This window comes from Nostoc sp. UIC 10890, from assembly GCF_054786515.1.
In genome coordinates this window covers 3490414-3507285 of record NZ_JBSGKF010000001.1, presented here as the reverse complement: position 1 = coordinate 3507285, position 16872 = coordinate 3490414, and the positions used below count along the sequence as shown (strand labels likewise).

Here is a 16872-nt window from a genome sequence, read left to right as displayed (position 1 = left end):
ACGTAAGTGCTCTATCCATTTTTTGGTAAGTGTTACAGGGTTTATATTGATATGACTAAAATTATGTAAAGGGATGATGAGGAGTTGCGGCAATCACTGATGCTTTGATTCTATTCTGAGGGGTTAAAGAAATTTAATCTTTTTATATGGAAAGCTTCTACGCGTCGTATGCAAGACAATTTAGGGGCACATAGCTGCACCCCTATGCAAGTCAGTACAACAATATTCCCAATTTCTCTAAGGAATATTACGAATTACAAATTGGTATTAAACATTTACCAAAACGGCCTCTCGCAGCTTGGCAATTACATCACTCAGATTACCCGTGTTCAGGCGGTAACTCAAAGGATGAGCAATTAACCGAGCCGTGCTTTCATAGAGAGTGGCAACTTCAATCAGACCATTTTCGCGCAAAGTTCGACCTGTGGAAACTAAATCCACGATCGCTTCTGACATTCCAGTAATCGGCCCTAATTCCACTGAACCATACAACGGCACTATTTCCACAGGTAAATCCAGACTGTGGAAATATTCACGAGCGCAATTTACATACTTGGAAGCAACTCTACCATGCGGTGGTAAATCTAAAGGCGATCGGTAAGAACTTGATGCTTTTACCGCCACCGACATCCGACAATGCCCAAACTGTAAATCTACCAAGTGGGCAACTTGCGGCTGCTTTTCCCGCAACACATCGTAACCGACAACACCCAGTTGTGCTTGACCATATTCTACATACACCGGCACATCTTGCGCCCGCACCAACAAAGCTTTTGCAAGTCCCTTTGTGTCAGGAATTTGAAGTTGGCGAGTTCCTGAATCTAAAAAAGCACTAAAATCTAATCCCACAGCTTGTAGCAGGCGGATGCTATTTTTAAGTAGTTCCCCTTTTGGCAATGCAACAGTCAGCATTCTTTTTATTGGTATCCTTAGCGTCTCGACAGTTGAATAATATTGAGAATATCTCTATATGCTTACCACAAGCAGCATGAGAATTTTATTAGTTGATGATGAAATTGAACTAACTGAACCCTTGAGTCGCTTATTAACTCGTGAGGGTTACGCTGTTGATGCCGCTTACGATGGCACAAGTGGCAGTGAACACGCACAAGCAGGCAATTATGACCTATTGATTTTAGATTGGATGCTGCCAGGAAAAACGGGGTTAGAGATTTGTCAGGAATTGCGACGCCAAGGCAAAACTACCCCCGTGCTGTTTCTCACAGCCAAGGATACTTTGGATGACCGCGTAGAAGGTTTAGATGCTGGTGCTGACGACTATTTAGTTAAACCTTTTGAACTGCGGGAGTTACTAGCGAGAGTCCGTGCTTTATTGCGTCGTTCCGGTTCTCAAACCTATGAAACCACCACTGGACGTTTAACTGTCGCTGATTTAGAACTCGATTGTGAAAATCAAGTAGCCTATCGCCAAGGACGAATAATTGAGTTATCTCAAAAAGAAAGCCAGTTGTTGCAATACTTTATGGAACACACGGGACAGCTACTAACTCATGCCCAGATTATGCAAAATTTGTGGCAAGAGGAAGAACAACCTAGTAGTAATGTGATAGCGGCATTAATTCGCCTGTTACGCCGCAAGATTGAGGTAGGTAGAGAAACTGCGCTGATTCACACAGTCTATGGTAAAGGCTATCGTTTCGGTGCTTCCTCAATGGAGTTAGTTTAAGCGTCTACTTCCAACTCACAAGGATTCGGCTCATTGGTAGGAGAATCATTAAAATTTTTCAATCTTTGCGATTTTAATTCCTGTCGAAGTTTGTTGTAGAGGGATAAATCCACAGGCATCATAATTTGTGAAATTCCCTTCCAGACAACAAGCTGATTATTCGCACCCATATCTTCCATGAGTTGCTCAGTATAACGCAAGGAAAACGAGGTTATACATGTTGCCTTCGATACAACGCTATTGTATTGAGTTTTCATCCAATTGATATCTGCTGCCATTTCTTGATACATTGCTGGCGGCGAAGGCAATAACAAGTTGCCTTGGACATACTCTAGCAGCCACCAAGCACCAACTTCTGATGTCAACTGACTGTAAAAACTGCTGTTATAGCCAATAAAACCCATTTGTGGAATATTAGGATGAATCAGATAACGGTAAAGGTTAAAATTACCATCTTCATCGATTACCTGTCGCCGATATTCTTCCTCAAGAAATGGAAGTTCTTGGCAAAATCCTGTTCCAAAAATTACTATGTCTGCCTGTAACTGCTGACCATTAGCTAATTCCACACCATCAGGGATAAACTTGGTGATGCTGGTTTTTATTGCCTGAATTTTACCAGAGTGTATGTACTTGAAAAAATCTGGAGGAGCTATGCTAATGCCACAGTTAGCCTGATTCATAGGTTGTTCAGGCAACATACCGCAGCTATCAAGACCGAATTGCAGGCGTAGCACCATCTCATTAGTCCGCCAAAAAGCCCATACTAGTGGCTTACCCAAAGTGTGCAGTAGTTTTTCAATTCGTCCCATCTTACGGTAGGGGAACCAAGCTTCTGAAAAGCGGGTTAATAAAACATACTTCAGGTTTACTAAACCCAGAAAAAATCTAGGAATCTTCCATAGAGGTTGACGAAAGACGAGAGTGGATTTTTTGGCTATGTTTGCCGCCAAAGTTGCAATGTCGCAGGCAGATTTGCCAAAACCCACTACTACTACCTGCTTACCCTCAATGATTGAGGCATCGTTAAACTCGGTAGAATGCAGTACCCGTCCTCCAAATGCGGCGAACTCCTCCTTACCTGGTAAAGAAGGTAGCTTAGGAATACTATATGTGCCATTGCACACTAACACAAAGTCAAATTCGTGCTTTTCTTCTTTTGCCTTACCCCCATTATCTTCCTTCACTCTGATGGTAACTACCCATCCTGGACGTTCTCCAGTTTTTCGGGAAACATTGGTCACTTCCGTTTGGAAACGAATTCTCTCAAGAACCCTAAAATTATGAGCGTATGAATCTAAGTAATCCCGCATCTGTTCTGCTGTGGGCCACTCTGGGTAGGATGCAGGCATGGGATAGTCTGAAAAACTATAGGTGTCACCCGTATTTTGGGTTGTTAATCCTGGGTAAGTTCGAGATTTTTCCCAAACACCACCAAGTCCTTTTTGTTTCTCGAATACAGTAACGTCATAGCCTTCTTCGATAAAAGTTTTAGCTGTCACCAGTCCGCTGATTCCAGCCCCGATAACGCAAATATCTTTGATTTCCATTCTTTTTTATGTAAATTATGAAATAATTTTTGCAAAGATGAATTTACAGTAGGTTTTATTTATTTGAACTACATCTGTCGTGGGCCCTAAAGAAATAAGCTAATCAGCATTTAAGCTGCAACATAGCTGAAATTACCTTTATGTTTTATATTCCGATGCCACCTAATCACTAACTCGCCTTGATTCAACAGCTTATCTAGCAGTGATTTTAATTCATCTACTGATTTAAATAACCGATGAGCAATATATTCTTTACATGAATGCCAGACTAACTCGATAATGTTGTAATCAGGGCTGTAAGCGGGCAAGAACTCTAGAACAAAATTTGGGAATTCTTCAGATATTTTAGCTAGAACATCTTTGCGTTTATGAAAACTAGCATTATCTAAAATTAAAATAATCTTTGGCCCATATTTCGCAAAATCCTCACCAAGGTTTCCTTTGCTTACCCATTCTTGCTTAATTAATTCATTTAATTGTTGTAATTGCTCATAAAAAATATCTGCGTTCCCTTTTTTAACAAAAAAGCATACTCGTTTTCGGTCTAGTTCTCTGATTGCCCCCATTACATTTACTCGACCACAACGCCGTTGACCTGGAACATTCTTGCGTTTTCCTTTTTTACCCCAACCCTTGCGACGAATCACGCGTAAACTAAAACCGCTCTCGTCCCAAAACCATACCTGTAAACGCTCTGGTTGCTCTCGCGCTATTGATAAATATTGAGTAAGTTTCTCTTTAAACTTCGCTCTTTCAATAGGATTTTGTTTATCTTCTAGGTCATATTTAGCCCAGATATAACTATACTTTTTTCTCTTTAATATCCTCCTAACCTGAGAGCTACTTAAATCAATTCCTGTTTCTTTTGTTAAATATGTGGCTAATCTTTCTGCCGTCCATCTGCCGAAGTCGTAGCCTAAATCTGATGGTTCTTGGTCAACAGTTTTTAATAACAGTTCAATATATTCAGGAGTCGCTTTTCGATAATGTTCATACTCTCTTTTATTATGTAGAGTTTCTAGCTCATCTGGATCACCATGCATACACCAATATGCCACTGTTCTGTGCGAACAGCCTAAAAATTTAGCAATTTCATGTTGCGGTTTCCCATCATTCTGTAGCAGAATAATTAAAATTCTTTCCCTGACGTGTGGTTTGTCGCTCTCTTTTAGAGCTTGCTGTAAGGAGCTAACTTGTTCTGGCGTTAAAAAGTTCTTGGCTGGGGGCGGCATCGTCGCTTTTAAACGGCTTCATCTTCTTATTATGCAACTTAAGTGACGATTAGCTTAGCAGACATTATTGCTCATGGTTAAATAGGCACAAACATTACAAGTAAATAAAACCTACTTTTTAGGATGCAGATTATCAATGAGGTTTGTGCAAGTTTAATCTGCAAAGCAGGTTTTGATGACTCGCATATTCAAAACTTAATTGAAGATTTTGCAAAAGGCTGTGAAATATTGCCTGTCTCACTATAGGAATCCGCTTTGATTTCTGAACTAATTTGCGTAGGCAGGCAATAGGCAATAGGCAACAGTCAAGAAGGCTTCTTATACCAATTCTTTATGAAGACGCATAGAAAGAACCCCACCGCCTGCGGCATCTCCCCGATATTTTGGGGAGGTTGAGAGGAGTCAAAATAATATGCAGCTTCATAGAGAATTGGTATTACAGATTGTGAACCCATTTTTAACTCTATATTGATAAGCTTTGCTTAAGCATTTCTAACAAAGGTATAATCATTTGCTGGAAATGCTTCTATATTGATAAGCTTTGCTTAAGCATTTCTAACAAAGGTATAATCATTTGCTGGAAATGCTTCTATATTGATAAGCTTTGCTTAAGTATTTACAACAAAGGTATAATCATTTGCTGGAAATGCTTCTATATTGATAAGCTTTGCTTAAGTATTTACAACAAAGATATAATCATTTGCTAGAAATAAACAAACTATTGTTACTAAGGTTCAAGCATTTGTAACAATGGCTTCTATTTTTGTAACCAATGGATAAGCTGTAGTTACTTCCTACACGACATTGATATTGCGGTTCTCGACAAGCGTGAAGTACAATTTTGACCTCTCTCCCAAAAGGAGAGAGGCTTTGAATTTTTCCCCATTCCCAAAGCGGGAAAGGGGTTAGGTCTATTTGCACACTTGTACCTCACCGGATTCAAAATGGCTATAACGCAATACGCTTGGGTTAAGCGCTACTTGTACAAAATCGTGGGTTTTTGAGACGCGATAAATCGCCGTCTCTACAAGTGTTTTGGTTTTATCTGAACGTATTGGACTATAACGTAGCTGCTGCAAAAATACTCAAATTATTCTTGAATTTCTGCTTGTAGTATTAAGATTTACCCAAAAACTGATGAATTTGAAGTTGAAGTTTTTCTCGTAATTGTTGCGCCTGTTGATAGGCTACTGCACGCCCTTTGTTTGAGTGGTTATCCAATCGTGCTGGTTCTAAAGACTGAATAAAGTAACGCAAACGAGTTCTCATCGCCCAAATTCCCATTGAGGGAAACAGAAGTAAAATTAGCATCAAAGGCGAGAAAGGCAAGAATGGTAATTTGATTAGTCGTTGCAACTTAGTAAAATTAACAGCCCAAGGATGTAAAGATTCACTACCAATGCAAACTACTGGGAGAATGGGAATATGATAGCGATCGCTCAACTGAATAAAACTCACATCAAACTTTTCTAGTTGATAGCGTCTTCTCCAACCTTTCAAAGGGCCGCGGATACCTTCGGGTGCATATAAGAGAATTTTACCTTGAGCGATTGCTGACTCAAAATTATCTAATTCGGCTCGCACACCACCTAAAACCTGCGACCATTTAGGTGGTAGCCACCAAATCACCCAAGGATGCTCAAATAATGCTGGACTTGCTACGGGTTGTACCACCCATCCTCTGGTTTCACTTAATAAATAACCCAAGGTCAAAAAGTCCCAAGGAAAACACATCCCCGCGTGATTCATTGCCACAATCAATGGCCCTGTTGACGGCAAGTTTTCAACTTGTTGCAATTCTCCCCGAAAATATGATTTAACGATGGGGCCAAGAACTTCTTGGCGAAAGGCTTGTTGATATTTGGGATCAAATTCACCAACTTCTTTTCGGGGTGAACGAAAACCCAGACGCAACCAGCGACTTAGCAACGCTAGATAAAATCCGCCAGGAATTAAAAATAATCCATATTCTAGCCAATTCCAACCATCTGGGTCAGCGTGATAGTGCTGCCAATGGCGGTTGAATAAAATTAGCCAACCTGGAGGATACCAAAGACAAAACCAGTCAAACCAGTTAAATACATAACCTTCACCTGGTAAATTTTCCAGTTGAGTGTTTAGGAGTTTTTCGGAATGTTGATTAATCAAAATGGTTAAAAATCAGGCAAAATTTTTATTAAAAGTGCATCATAGCTATATAATTTTGCCATTGGCATCTTACCATAGAAGTAAAATTAACTACAGACTTGGAAACCCGTTTCAGATTTGGTTGCCAAAATTACCAAGTGAAAAATTTATCAATGGAAATTATTAAGCAAAACTTATATATAGATATCCTTTATATATGAAAAATTAAGTTGAGTATGAAGTATGAGAATGTAACACACCACCAAGAAATTTTTGGCGGTGTGTAATGACTAATATCATTAAATAGCCCTAAATAATACTATTGTGGCGTCACATATTAGACAAATTTAATATTTATTTTATAGATAGGTTTTGCAGTCAACAATAAGCAGTGAAAACTGATAAATGAATATTGGTGTTTCGCCAAAAGATGAAATTGATACTAACTAATGACTATTTAAATTCTTCCTCAAGCTGGAGACAAATGGCGAGACACCTGTCTTAATCTTCCTACTATGGAACTAGGAAAGCCACTAAAAATTTCAGATCTAATCCGTGAACTTCGGCAGCAACTCGATCTCTCTCAGGAAAAGTTTGCAGCCAAGTTGGGAGTTTCTCTGCGAACAATCAATCGCTGGGAGAACGGATCTACAGTGCCTTCACAGATGGCACTAAAGCTGATTGAAGAAATGTTACAGAAAATGGGCGAACCAGGTAAAACACTAGTGAAAGAGTATCTCTCAAAAGCGGAGCAACGGGAGGACTCTTAAGATGATGGTGAAAGTACCCGAAAAAATTTTGATGATGCGTTCTCGGCTCATAGCTTGTGGTGTAATGATTGTGGCAGTCATAGCGGCGTTGCTGCTGACAAAATTGTTGCTGCCAGTCTTTGATCCGAGCGTATTTCCATTATTTTATGCTGCGGTGGCAGTCAGTGCTTGGTATGGCGGCATGAGACTTGGAGTGTTAGCGATCGCTCTTTCTGTGACAACTGCGCTATATTTTTTGATTGAGCCAGTCTACTCCTTCGATTTCTTCAGCCAAAACGTTTTGGTAAGATTAACGACGTTTTCACTAGTATCCTTCTTAATTACCGCCCTTTCTTCAGAGTTGCAAACTGCTAGACGCAAGGCAGAGACAAGCCTAAAGTTGTTGCAAAATAGCGAGATGCGGTTTAGCCGACTGGCAGAATCTAACATCATTGGAGTGATTGTCACTGATATGAAAAACGACTCCATCATGGCAGCCAATGATGCTTTTCTAAAAATAGTCGGCTATGAGCGAGAAGATTTGTCCGCTAACCGAATGAACTGGCGCGATATTACCCCACCAGAGTATCTTTTTTTAAGTGAGCGTTCAGTGCAAGAACTGAAAACCACCGGAGTATGTAAACCCTTTGAGAAGGAATATATCTGCAAAGATGGTACAAGAGTTCCCGTTTTGCTCGGTTCTGTCCTCGTGGGAGACACTGAAGAAACTGTTATTGGCTTCGTTATTGATTTGAGCGAACAGCAAGCTGCACTACGTGAACGCCAACAAGTAGAACAAACTTTGCGGGAGAAGGAGGAGCGACTGAGGTTAGCTAACGAGCGGTTTGAGTTAGCTGCATCTGCGGTAAACTGTCTCATCTATGACTGGAATATAGAAGAGGATACCGTTGAAAGAACCGAAGGGTTAACTCGAATTTTGGGCTATTCTCTCGCTGAAGCTGAAGCAAATGGTAATTGGTGGCGCAAGCTTGTGCATCCAGAGGATTTGCAACGTGTACAAGATGAGGCGGGAGTTGCTTTGGCGAATAGCGATCGCTATACTGCGGAGTATCGAATTCGCAACAAAAACAATCAGTACATCTATGTGTTAGATCAGGGGATAATAGTGCAGCGAGATGCTGATGGCAACCCACTACGCTTAGTTGGCAGCACTACAGATATTAGCGAACGCAAGCAGGCAGAGAAGGCAGTCCAAGCAAGTGAGGAGCGGCTTAGGAGTTTTGTGAAAGCGAATGTAGTTGGTATTCTTTTTGGTGATGTGAATGGTAGTATCACCGAAGCCAATAACGAGTTTTTGCGAATTGTCGGCTATACCCAGGAGGATATCCAAGCAGGTAGATTACGGTGGACTGATATCACGCCATCTGAGTACCAATATTTAGATGAACTGGCCATTACCGAGGCAACAGCGAAGGGAACCTGTACTCCTTATGAGAAGGAATTTATTCGCAAGGATGGTTCTATTGTCCCAGTTGTAGTTGGTTACTCTCTTTTAGGAGAATCTCGACAAAAATCAGTTGCATTTATTCTGGATATTAGTGATCTCAAACAAGCTAAAAAAGCACTGAGTCAGAGTCAAGAGCAATTCCAAGCTTTTATGGACAATATTCCAGCCGCAGCATGGATTACGAATGTAGACGGGCGTGTAGTTTACCTCAGTCCAACTTATTTGAGTACATTTGACTTAGCAGTAAATAAGGCGATTCATAAAAATATTTTTGAGCTATACCCAGCCCAAATCGCTCAACCTCTCCTCGATAACATTAGAATGGTTGCCGAGACAAATCAGGTTGTTCAAACGATTGAGTCTGCCCCACGCACAGATGGCACTCTCGGCGAATTTTTAGTCTATAAGTTTCCCATTGCCAATGCATCTGGGCAACGTCTAGTAGGAGGGGTTGCAATTGACATCACCGAACGCGAACGCGCCCTTCGGGAACGTCAGCTTGCAGAACAAGCTTTACAAGAGCGCAGTGAAAGACTCAAACTGCTCTCGGAAACAACCAGCGATTTGCTTTCAACTGAGCGCCCCTTGGATTTAATGAACAGCTTGTTTAGCAAACTCTCGGCGCAGATGGATTTGCACTTTTACTTCAACTATCTAATCGATACACAAGAAAATAAGCAAAAACTCCGGTTAGTAGCTTGGAATGGCATCACTGATGAAGTATTTCAAGCAATTGAATATCTGGAATTTAATCAAGGCATGTGCGGAGTGGTAGCACAAGAACGCCGTCAAATTGTCATCAACAATGTCTTGCACTCTAGCGATCCAAATGCCCACATTCTCCGTGCTTTGGAAATCACAGCCTACGCAGGGCAACCATTAATTGCTCAAGGAAAGCTGCTTGGTGTTCTCTCTTTTGCCAGTCGCACCCGTACTCACTTCACTTCTGGGGAAATTACTCTATTACAAGCAACCTCCGATCAGGTGGCGGTTGCTCTGGAACGCGCTCAGTTAATGGCTTCTTTACAGCGACGGAAAGAGGAATTGATCCAAGCTAATCGGATCAAAGATGAATTTTTGGCGGTTCTTTCCCACGAACTTCGCACGCCGCTAAACCCGATCCTGGGATGGTCGAAGTTACTGCAAACGAAAAAGTATGATGAAGCAACCACCACTCGCGCTCTCGAAACCATTGAGCGCAATGCCAAGTTGCAAACTCAATTAATCGAAGATTTGCTGGATGTCTCTCGCATTCTGCAAGGTAAACTTAGTCTGAATATTGCTCCTGTAAATCTGGCAACTGCGATCGCTTCAGCCATAGAAACTGTACGTTTAGCTGCTGAAGCCAAATCTATTAATTTGCGATTTACGATTTTAGATTTTGGATTAGAAAATTCTCAAAGAAATTTAGAATCTATCGATTTTATCAAGCAACCTGACAATCTCAAATCTCAAATTCAAGTTGCGCTGGAAGCGCAACAGAGTGGCGACTCCAAATTTGTCGTAACAGGTGATTCCAATCGCTTGCAGCAAGTTATCTGGAATTTACTTTCCAATGCTATTAAGTTTACTCCCCAAGGTGGAGAGGTAGAAATCAGTTTAGAGTCTGTTGGTTCTCAGGTTCAGCTGCGAGTCAGTGATACAGGTAAGGGAATTAGCCCTGACTTTTTACCATTTGTCTTTGATTACTTCCGACAAGCTGATGGCGCAACTACCAGAAAATTCGGCGGACTGGGATTAGGATTAGCTATTGTTCGTCACATCGTCGAGCTACATGGCGGCACAGTTAAGGCAGAAAGTTTGGGTGAAGAACAGGGAGCAATCTTTACAGTCATGCTACCGCTACTCAAGATTCATCCAGATAACCAGCAGATTGTCTCTCAACTGGATGATTCACCCGATCTAAATGGGTTGAAAGTTCTGCTTGTGGATGATGAGCGTGATACGCGAGAATTAATTGCTTTCATTTTGGAGCAGTCTGGCGCAGTAGTAATCCAGACTGCATCTGCGATGGAAGCACTACGAATTATGCCTCAGTTCCGACCAAATCTGCTGTTAAGCGATATTGGAATGCCGGAAGTAGATGGATATATGCTAATGCGTCAAATTAGAGCTATGTCACCAGAACTTGGAGGGAAAATTCCAGCGATCGCTCTTACCGCTTATGCCGCTGAGGTTGATTATCAACAAGCAATTGCCGCCGGATTTGGGCAGCATATCACCAAGCCTGTGGAGCCAGCTAAGTTACTCCGAGCGATCGCTAACTTAAGTAGTCGGCGCAATTAAAGCTAACTGGCTAAGGCTGTCATTTGTCCTTTGTCATTGGTCATTGGTCATTAGTAAGGGTTTTAAGCCTATTTACGTTTCGTAACATACTTGGTTTTTTTCGCGCCAACTTACTTAATTGCGTTAGCGGAGAGGGGCGTTAGCCCATTGCGAATTGCGAATTGGTATTAGGTTTCCTCTAACCACAACATGGCTTATTAACAGCCTTGACTACCTCAGTCGAATTAACTGTAGTCACCAAATTCTTTTCTGGCGCGGTATCTCCCACCTTCACCACAAAAATTTCCCAGCGGTTTCCATCTGGATCTGTTACCCAAACCTTGTCTTGCAAAGCGTAGCAACAATCAGTATTGTCTTCAGTAAATAATGCTAATCCTGACTCCGTAAACCTTTGTATAGCCGCTCGCACTTCTTCTGTACTTTCAACTTGTACACCCAAATGAGACAATGCACCACCAGCCTGGATGCTAGGAGCTAAATTCAGTGTGAGATTTAGCGCTGGGCTAGAAAGATCAAATTTGGCATAGTCATCTTTATACTTCACAGGTTCCACGCCAAACATTGCCCTATAAAATGCTACAGACTTTTCAACGTCAGTAACATTCAAAGCCACATGAGTTTTCAGCACTGCCATAATTTTGCTCCTTGTAGGATTTTCAAAATATCGATATATGTCATTGGTAATTCGTAATTAGAAATTACGAATTACCAATGACACCTTGGATCTCGCAATGTTGCCTTTTCTGGCTCCCGTGGGAACCAAAATGCCGTTTGCTTACAAACTTCAACCAGCATCAACATTACTGGCACTTCGATTAAAACACCTACCACTGTAGCAAGTGCAGCACCAGAATTTAAGCCAAACAGCATTACAGAAGTTGCGATCGCCACTTCAAAATGATTACTAGCTCCAATTAATGCTGCGGGTGCGGCATCCTCATAAGATATATTCAGCTTCAATGCTGCCACATAACTAATCAAGAAAATAAAATTAGTTTGGATGAATAGTGGCACGGCAATTAATAAGATGTGCAAGGGATTGTTAACAATCAATTCACCTTTAAAAGCAAATAGCAAAACCAAAGTCATCAGCAAGGCAGTAATGGCAATTGGACTGAGATACTTTAAAAATCTCCGTTCAAACCATTCTTTACCTTTGTTTTGAAAAATCCAATAACGGCTGTACATTCCTGCTATTAAAGGCAATCCGACATAAATTAGCACCGACAACACAATCGTTTGCCACGGCACTGTTAAATCATTTGCCGCCAGTAACCACCTACCTAAAGGTGCATACAAAAACAGCATTGTCAGAGAATTCACCGCCACCATCACCAAAGTATGTCCCTGATTGCCGTAGGAAAGATAACCCCACAGCAGCACCATCGCAGTACAAGGAGCAATTCCCAGTAAAATCGTACCTGCAATGTAGGAATTAGCGATCGCAACTTCGTTACCGCGAATTAATTCTATGCCTGTAATTAACGGGCGAAATAACCAACCTAAGAAAAACTGAGAAAATACCACCATCGTGAATGGTTTAATTAACCAGTTGACAACCAAAGTGAGAATTACAGGTTTTGGGGCACGGATAGCATTTGCAGCTTGGGTGAAGTCAATTTTCACCATGATGGGATACATCATAAAAAACAGACAAACTGCAATGGGAATTGACACTTGATAGATACTCAATGCATCCAATGTCACCGCCACCCCTGGAAATAATCTCCCTAGTCCAATTCCCGCCAAGATGCAGAAAAACACCCAAACAGTAAGGTATCTTTCAAAAAAACTCAAATTACTCCCTGCTTGTGCTGTATTCGGCTGCGAATTCGTATTCATGGATATAAGCCTGAAATATTGTTGGAGGGATAAGGGGAATGACCAATGACCAATGACAAATGACAAATGACAAATGCCTTAATCCCCATCTCCCGCTTTCCATGCGATCGCTTTACTAGGTTGAGGATCGGGTAGCTTCAGAGTAATTAATGCTGCTGCTAGTACAAAAAACATGGATGTCCACAGACAGCCCACTAACCCGAAAAACTGGTATACCAAACCTGACAAAACAGTTCCAGCTAATCGACCACCTGAGTTTGCCATGTAGTAAAAACCAACGTTTAGCGCTACTTTGTCATCGTCAGTAAATGCCAACACTAAATAAGAGTGAACTGCTGAGTTGAAGGCAAACACAACGCCAAAAACCAGGAGTCCACCAACGATCGCAATGTTTGCAGGTATACCTATTTGGAGAGCAAGAGCGATCGCAGCTGGAACTACTGTTAAAGTAAATGTCCAAAACTGGATAGTCTTTGATTGCGGTGGACGGCCAGAACCAAATCTCTGAATCAGTGTTGGTGCTAAGAATTGAATAACGCCATAACCAATTACCCAACAAGCCAAGAATCCACCAACCTGATAGAACGACCAGCCCAAGGTTCCACGTAAGAATACTGGCAATCCCACAACAAACCATACATCCCTAGAACCAAAGAGAAAGAATCGTGCCGCCGAGAGAATATTAATCTCTTCACTCTTAGAAAACAGTTGGCTAAACTTGATTTTCTTCTTGATTTTGCCCATTCCTTTAGGCAGCATCAGCCCAGAAAACATAATCAGGGAAAGTCCCCCTGCCATAATCCACAGGGAATTGATAAAGCCAACCGCAGCCAGGAGAGCGCTACCAATAAAAAAGCCAACTCCTTTGAGAGCATTCTTAGAACCCGTCAGCACCGCCACCCATTTAAACAAAGATGACTGGGCATCCTGAGGCACCACTAACCGAATCGCACTTTTAGAACTCATTTTGGTCAAGTCTTTGGCAATCCCAGAAAATGCTTGTGCCACCATCACATAACCGACTGCAATCCACTGTGCCCAATTTGGATTGAGGAATGACAACATGACTAGAGAAAAAATCTGTAATCCGATGCCGCTATAAAGTGTTACCTTCAATCCGAACTGGGAACCAATCCAACCGCCTAAAAAGTTTGTGACAACTCCGAAGACTTCGTAGAACAAAAACAGAAAGGCAATTTGGATTGGGGTATAGCCAATTTGGTTGAAATATAGCAAAACCAGCATTCGCAGGGCACCATCAGTGAGGGTAAAGCCCCAGTAGGCGAGGGTGACTAGGATATAGTTCTTGAAATTGGCGCTATGAGCTGTAGTAGAAGCCATGAGGGAAGAAAGATTTAAACGCAGAGGAACGCAGAGTTAGCGCAGAGGCACGTAAAGTATTAATATTTCAGGCTCAGAGCTACTTTACGGGCGAGTTCAACCATTCGGTTGGCATAGCCCCATTCGTTGTCATACCAAGCGAGTATTTTCACTTGCGTCTCGTTTACCACCATCGTGGAGAGGGCATCAATGATGGAAGACCGAGGATCGTCTTTGTAGTCGATAGAGACTAAAGGACGTTCTTCATATCCCAGAATTCCTTTGAGCGGTGCTTGTTCTGAAGCTGCTTTTAGTAAGCTATTAATTTCTTCTACGGTTGTAGGTCGCACAACTTCAAACACGCAGTCTGTTAAAGAAGCGTTGAGCAGCGGTACTCGTACTGCCAAACCATTGAGTTTGCCATTGAGTTCCGGATAAATTAATCCGATCGCAGTTGCCGATCCAGTCGTGGTAGGAATCAGAGACAGACTGGTAGCCCGTGCGCGGCGTAAATCCTTATGAGGCGCATCTACGATGGTCTGAGTATTGGTGTTGTCATGGATTGTGGTAATGATTCCATGCTTAATGCCCAAACCTTCATGGATCACCTTCACGACTGGAGCCAAACAGTTAGTTGTACAAGAAGCAGCAGTTAGTAAATGATGCTTTTCCGGCTCATAAAGTTGGTCATTAACTCCCATGACAATATTCAAGGCTTCTTCCTTCACTGGAGCAGCCACAATTACCTTCTGTACTCCCCGCTTAAAATACGGGTCTAAGGTGGCGGGAGTCCTAAATTTACCGGAGCATTCCAGCACAATATCAACACCCAACTCTTCCCAAGGGACTTCGCCAGGTTGGGAATGTTCGCTAAAGCTTAAGGGTGTACCATCAATGAAAATGCGTTCATCGCCTTCTGTTTCTACTTCTGATGCCCAACGCCCGTGGACAGAATCAAATTTGAGCAAATGAGCGGCTGTTACTCCCCCACCTTTAATCTCATTGATATGAACAAACTCAAGTTCTGACCAACCCCAGGCAGCCCGCAAAGCTAGCCGTCCAATTCTGCCAAATCCGTTGATCCCAACACGTATACTCATCAGTTTTCCTAAGTTTATTTAAATTAATGGGTAGCAGTAAACTGATTCCATAGTGTGTTTGTAGTAAGGACTGAAGTCCTTAATTTTTTAAGCGCTAAAGTGCTTACTACGAACTTCTCAGAACTTTTTCGATAGACCACTATTACTTTTGAAAAGTCAGTTTTTTTGAGTAAAATTACTACTTTTGTTGTGTCTTCAACAAATCACTAATTTGAAAGTTGATCTGCTCCTTACCTGCAAATACTGTTCCTTCTTTACCAGCTTGAAAGTTTTTTTCTGCCAATTCATAGGCTTCACTAGGTAAAGGCACATACCCAACCGAACTGGTTGTTATCGGTGCGTACTTGAGGTAATAATCTACGAATTCTTTTAATTCTGGCTGATTTTGCAGAGATTGAGCGTTAACATAAATCAGCAAAAGTCGAGCTAACGGCTGATATTCAGCTTTTTCAACAGTTTCAGGTGATGGCAATACTGCTCCTTTGCCGCTATCAATTGCCAGAGGCTTTAACCGAGTTTTGTTGTCTTCGTAATAAGCAAGCCCGAAATAACCCAAGGCATTAGGATCTGTGCCGACTCCGCGCACTAGGGCGAGATCATCTTCACTGGAGATATAATCAGTGCGGCTGACTCTGGTCTTACCAACAATAGCTTCTGTAAAGTAATCAAAAGTACCAGACTGACCGCCAGCACCATACAGGTTAATTGGTTGATCCGGCCAAGACGATCGCACTTGGTTCCAGCGAGTGATTTTTCCTTGGGCTTCTGGTTCCCAAAGCTTTTTCAATTCGGCTACGGTAATATCTTTTGCCCAGGTATTTTGGGAATTCACCGCAACAGTCAGCGCATCACAGGCAACGGGAAGCTCGATAAACTTGACACCATTTTTGTTGCAAGCTTCTATCTCTGCTTTCAGAATGGGACGCGAGGCATTGCTGATGTCTGTCTCTTTGTTACAGAATTTCTTAAATCCCGCACTAGTACCAGAAAAGCTTAGGAGAACTTGTCCTTTGTACTGCTGCTTGTTTTGTTGAAACTGGTTAGCGATTTCTTCGGTGATTGGATACACTGTGCTAGAACCATCAATCTTTATTGCCCTCACTTTTGTCGCATCACTGACTTCTGCAACCTTTGGCGATTGCTGAGTTGGAGTAGATAAATTAGATGTGGCTGTGCAACTAGTCGCAAAAGCCAACACTCCAAATACGAGAGCCAAATTCTTTGCTATTGCGTTCATTGACCTCACCTTTAGGGGTAATTTTGAAAGTATGTTTATATCATTTCAAAAAAACTTGATGTGTCAATATAAAGCATAGCACTATACATAAAAATTCATCAAAAAAAGTTGATGCATTTATCAAGGTTGTGGAAAACAACCGTCCTATAAGCCAATAAGGTTTGGATAAGCACTCTTGACTTTCCTTGTGGTCTGGGAAAAGGGTAGATGTATTTAAAACCTTTCCCCTTTAACCGAACCGTATTGTCCTATAAGCAATCTAGTGTCAGTGAAG

At 41.7% G+C, this 16872-nt stretch carries 12 protein-coding genes; 3 read left to right on the top strand and 9 right to left on the bottom strand.

The features are described 5' to 3' along the window. Positions 1-267 precede the first annotated feature (267 nt). On the bottom strand, positions 268-912 hold the full coding sequence (hisG, locus tag ACWATR_RS14290) for an ATP phosphoribosyltransferase (RefSeq protein WP_460333343.1): 645 nt from the start codon (positions 910-912) through the stop codon (positions 268-270). A 76-nt stretch (positions 913-988) separates the two neighbouring features. On the opposite strand from hisG, the gene rppA reads away from it, so the two are divergent. Beyond that, on the top strand, positions 989-1687 hold the full coding sequence (gene rppA / locus ACWATR_RS14285) for a two-component system response regulator RppA (protein WP_460340425.1): 699 nt from the start codon (positions 989-991) through the stop codon (positions 1685-1687). Here the strand turns inward: rppA and ACWATR_RS14280 are convergent. From ACWATR_RS14280 to ACWATR_RS14270, 3 genes are all read right to left on the bottom strand, one after another. Then, complete coding sequence (locus ACWATR_RS14280) at positions 1684-3237, bottom strand: flavin-containing monooxygenase (protein ID WP_460333340.1); 1554 nt, start codon at positions 3235-3237, stop codon at positions 1684-1686. The two genes, rppA and ACWATR_RS14280, sit on opposite strands and share 4 nt — an antisense overlap. Positions 3238-3347: 110 nt before the next feature. Then, positions 3348-4469, bottom strand: a complete 1122-nt coding sequence (locus ACWATR_RS14275; RefSeq protein WP_460329681.1) for an IS630 family transposase — start codon at positions 4467-4469, stop codon at positions 3348-3350. A 1116-nt stretch (positions 4470-5585) separates the two neighbouring features. Beyond that, positions 5586-6617 (bottom strand): 1-acyl-sn-glycerol-3-phosphate acyltransferase, encoded by a 1032-nt coding sequence (locus tag ACWATR_RS14270; RefSeq protein WP_460333337.1) that lies wholly within the window; start codon positions 6615-6617, stop codon positions 5586-5588. Between the two features lie 494 nt (positions 6618-7111). Between ACWATR_RS14270 and ACWATR_RS14265 the strand changes: the two genes are divergently transcribed. Next, complete coding sequence (locus ACWATR_RS14265; protein WP_460333334.1) at positions 7112-7366, top strand: helix-turn-helix domain-containing protein; 255 nt, start codon at positions 7112-7114, stop codon at positions 7364-7366. Position 7367: 1 nt separating this feature from the next. Continuing rightward, positions 7368-11099 carry a PAS domain S-box protein gene (locus tag ACWATR_RS14260; RefSeq protein ID WP_460333331.1) on the top strand — a complete coding sequence of 1244 codons (3732 nt, stop codon included), beginning with the start codon at positions 7368-7370 and terminating at the stop codon, positions 11097-11099. Positions 11100-11277: 178 nt separating this feature from the next. On the opposite strand, the gene ACWATR_RS14255 is transcribed toward ACWATR_RS14260, so the two are convergent. The 5 genes from ACWATR_RS14255 to ACWATR_RS14235 all read right to left on the bottom strand — a co-directional run bounded on the left by ACWATR_RS14255 (position 11278) and on the right by ACWATR_RS14235 (position 16598). Next, positions 11278-11733: an ArsI/CadI family heavy metal resistance metalloenzyme gene (locus tag ACWATR_RS14255; RefSeq protein WP_460333328.1), complete on the bottom strand. Its 456-nt coding sequence runs from the start codon at positions 11731-11733 to the stop codon at positions 11278-11280. Positions 11734-11804: 71 nt separating this feature from the next. Further along, positions 11805-12941: an ACR3 family arsenite efflux transporter gene (gene arsB, locus ACWATR_RS14250; RefSeq protein WP_460333325.1), complete on the bottom strand. Its 1137-nt coding sequence runs from the start codon at positions 12939-12941 to the stop codon at positions 11805-11807. Between the two features lie 78 nt (positions 12942-13019). Continuing rightward, positions 13020-14282 (bottom strand): organoarsenical effux MFS transporter ArsJ, encoded by a 1263-nt coding sequence (arsJ, locus tag ACWATR_RS14245; RefSeq protein ID WP_420758594.1) that lies wholly within the window; start codon positions 14280-14282, stop codon positions 13020-13022. Positions 14283-14341: 59 nt separating this feature from the next. Then, the gene (locus ACWATR_RS14240) at positions 14342-15361 is read right to left on the bottom strand and encodes an ArsJ-associated glyceraldehyde-3-phosphate dehydrogenase (RefSeq protein WP_460333318.1); all 1020 of its coding nucleotides are present in this window, start codon (positions 15359-15361) and stop codon (positions 14342-14344) included. A gap of 178 nt (positions 15362-15539) precedes the next feature. Beyond that, positions 15540-16598: a PstS family phosphate ABC transporter substrate-binding protein gene (locus ACWATR_RS14235; protein ID WP_460333315.1), complete on the bottom strand. Its 1059-nt coding sequence runs from the start codon at positions 16596-16598 to the stop codon at positions 15540-15542. Between the last annotated feature and the right edge of the window lie 274 nt (positions 16599-16872).

Bases quoted from the DNA above. Each gene is read 5' to 3' on its own strand.
- ACWATR_RS14240 (WP_460333318.1), bottom strand. From the start codon at position 15,361: ATGAGTATACGTGTTGGGATCAACGGATTTGGCAGAATTGGACGGCTA.
- ACWATR_RS14235 (WP_460333315.1), bottom strand. From the start codon at position 16,598: ATGAACGCAATAGCAAAGAATTTGGCTCTCGTATTTGGAGTGTTGGCT.
- ACWATR_RS14265 (WP_460333334.1), top strand. From the start codon at position 7,112: ATGGAACTAGGAAAGCCACTAAAAATTTCAGATCTAATCCGTGAACTT.
- ACWATR_RS14260 (WP_460333331.1), top strand. From the start codon at position 7,368: ATGATGGTGAAAGTACCCGAAAAAATTTTGATGATGCGTTCTCGGCTC.
- rppA (WP_460340425.1), top strand. From the start codon at position 989: ATGAGAATTTTATTAGTTGATGATGAAATTGAACTAACTGAACCCTTG.
- ACWATR_RS14275 (WP_460329681.1), bottom strand. From the start codon at position 4,469: ATGCCGCCCCCAGCCAAGAACTTTTTAACGCCAGAACAAGTTAGCTCC.
- ACWATR_RS14255 (WP_460333328.1), bottom strand. From the start codon at position 11,733: ATGGCAGTGCTGAAAACTCATGTGGCTTTGAATGTTACTGACGTTGAA.
- ACWATR_RS14280 (WP_460333340.1), bottom strand. From the start codon at position 3,237: ATGGAAATCAAAGATATTTGCGTTATCGGGGCTGGAATCAGCGGACTG.
- arsJ (WP_420758594.1), bottom strand. From the start codon at position 14,282: ATGGCTTCTACTACAGCTCATAGCGCCAATTTCAAGAACTATATCCTA.
- arsB (WP_460333325.1), bottom strand. From the start codon at position 12,941: ATGAATACGAATTCGCAGCCGAATACAGCACAAGCAGGGAGTAATTTG.
- hisG (WP_460333343.1), bottom strand. From the start codon at position 912: ATGCTGACTGTTGCATTGCCAAAAGGGGAACTACTTAAAAATAGCATC.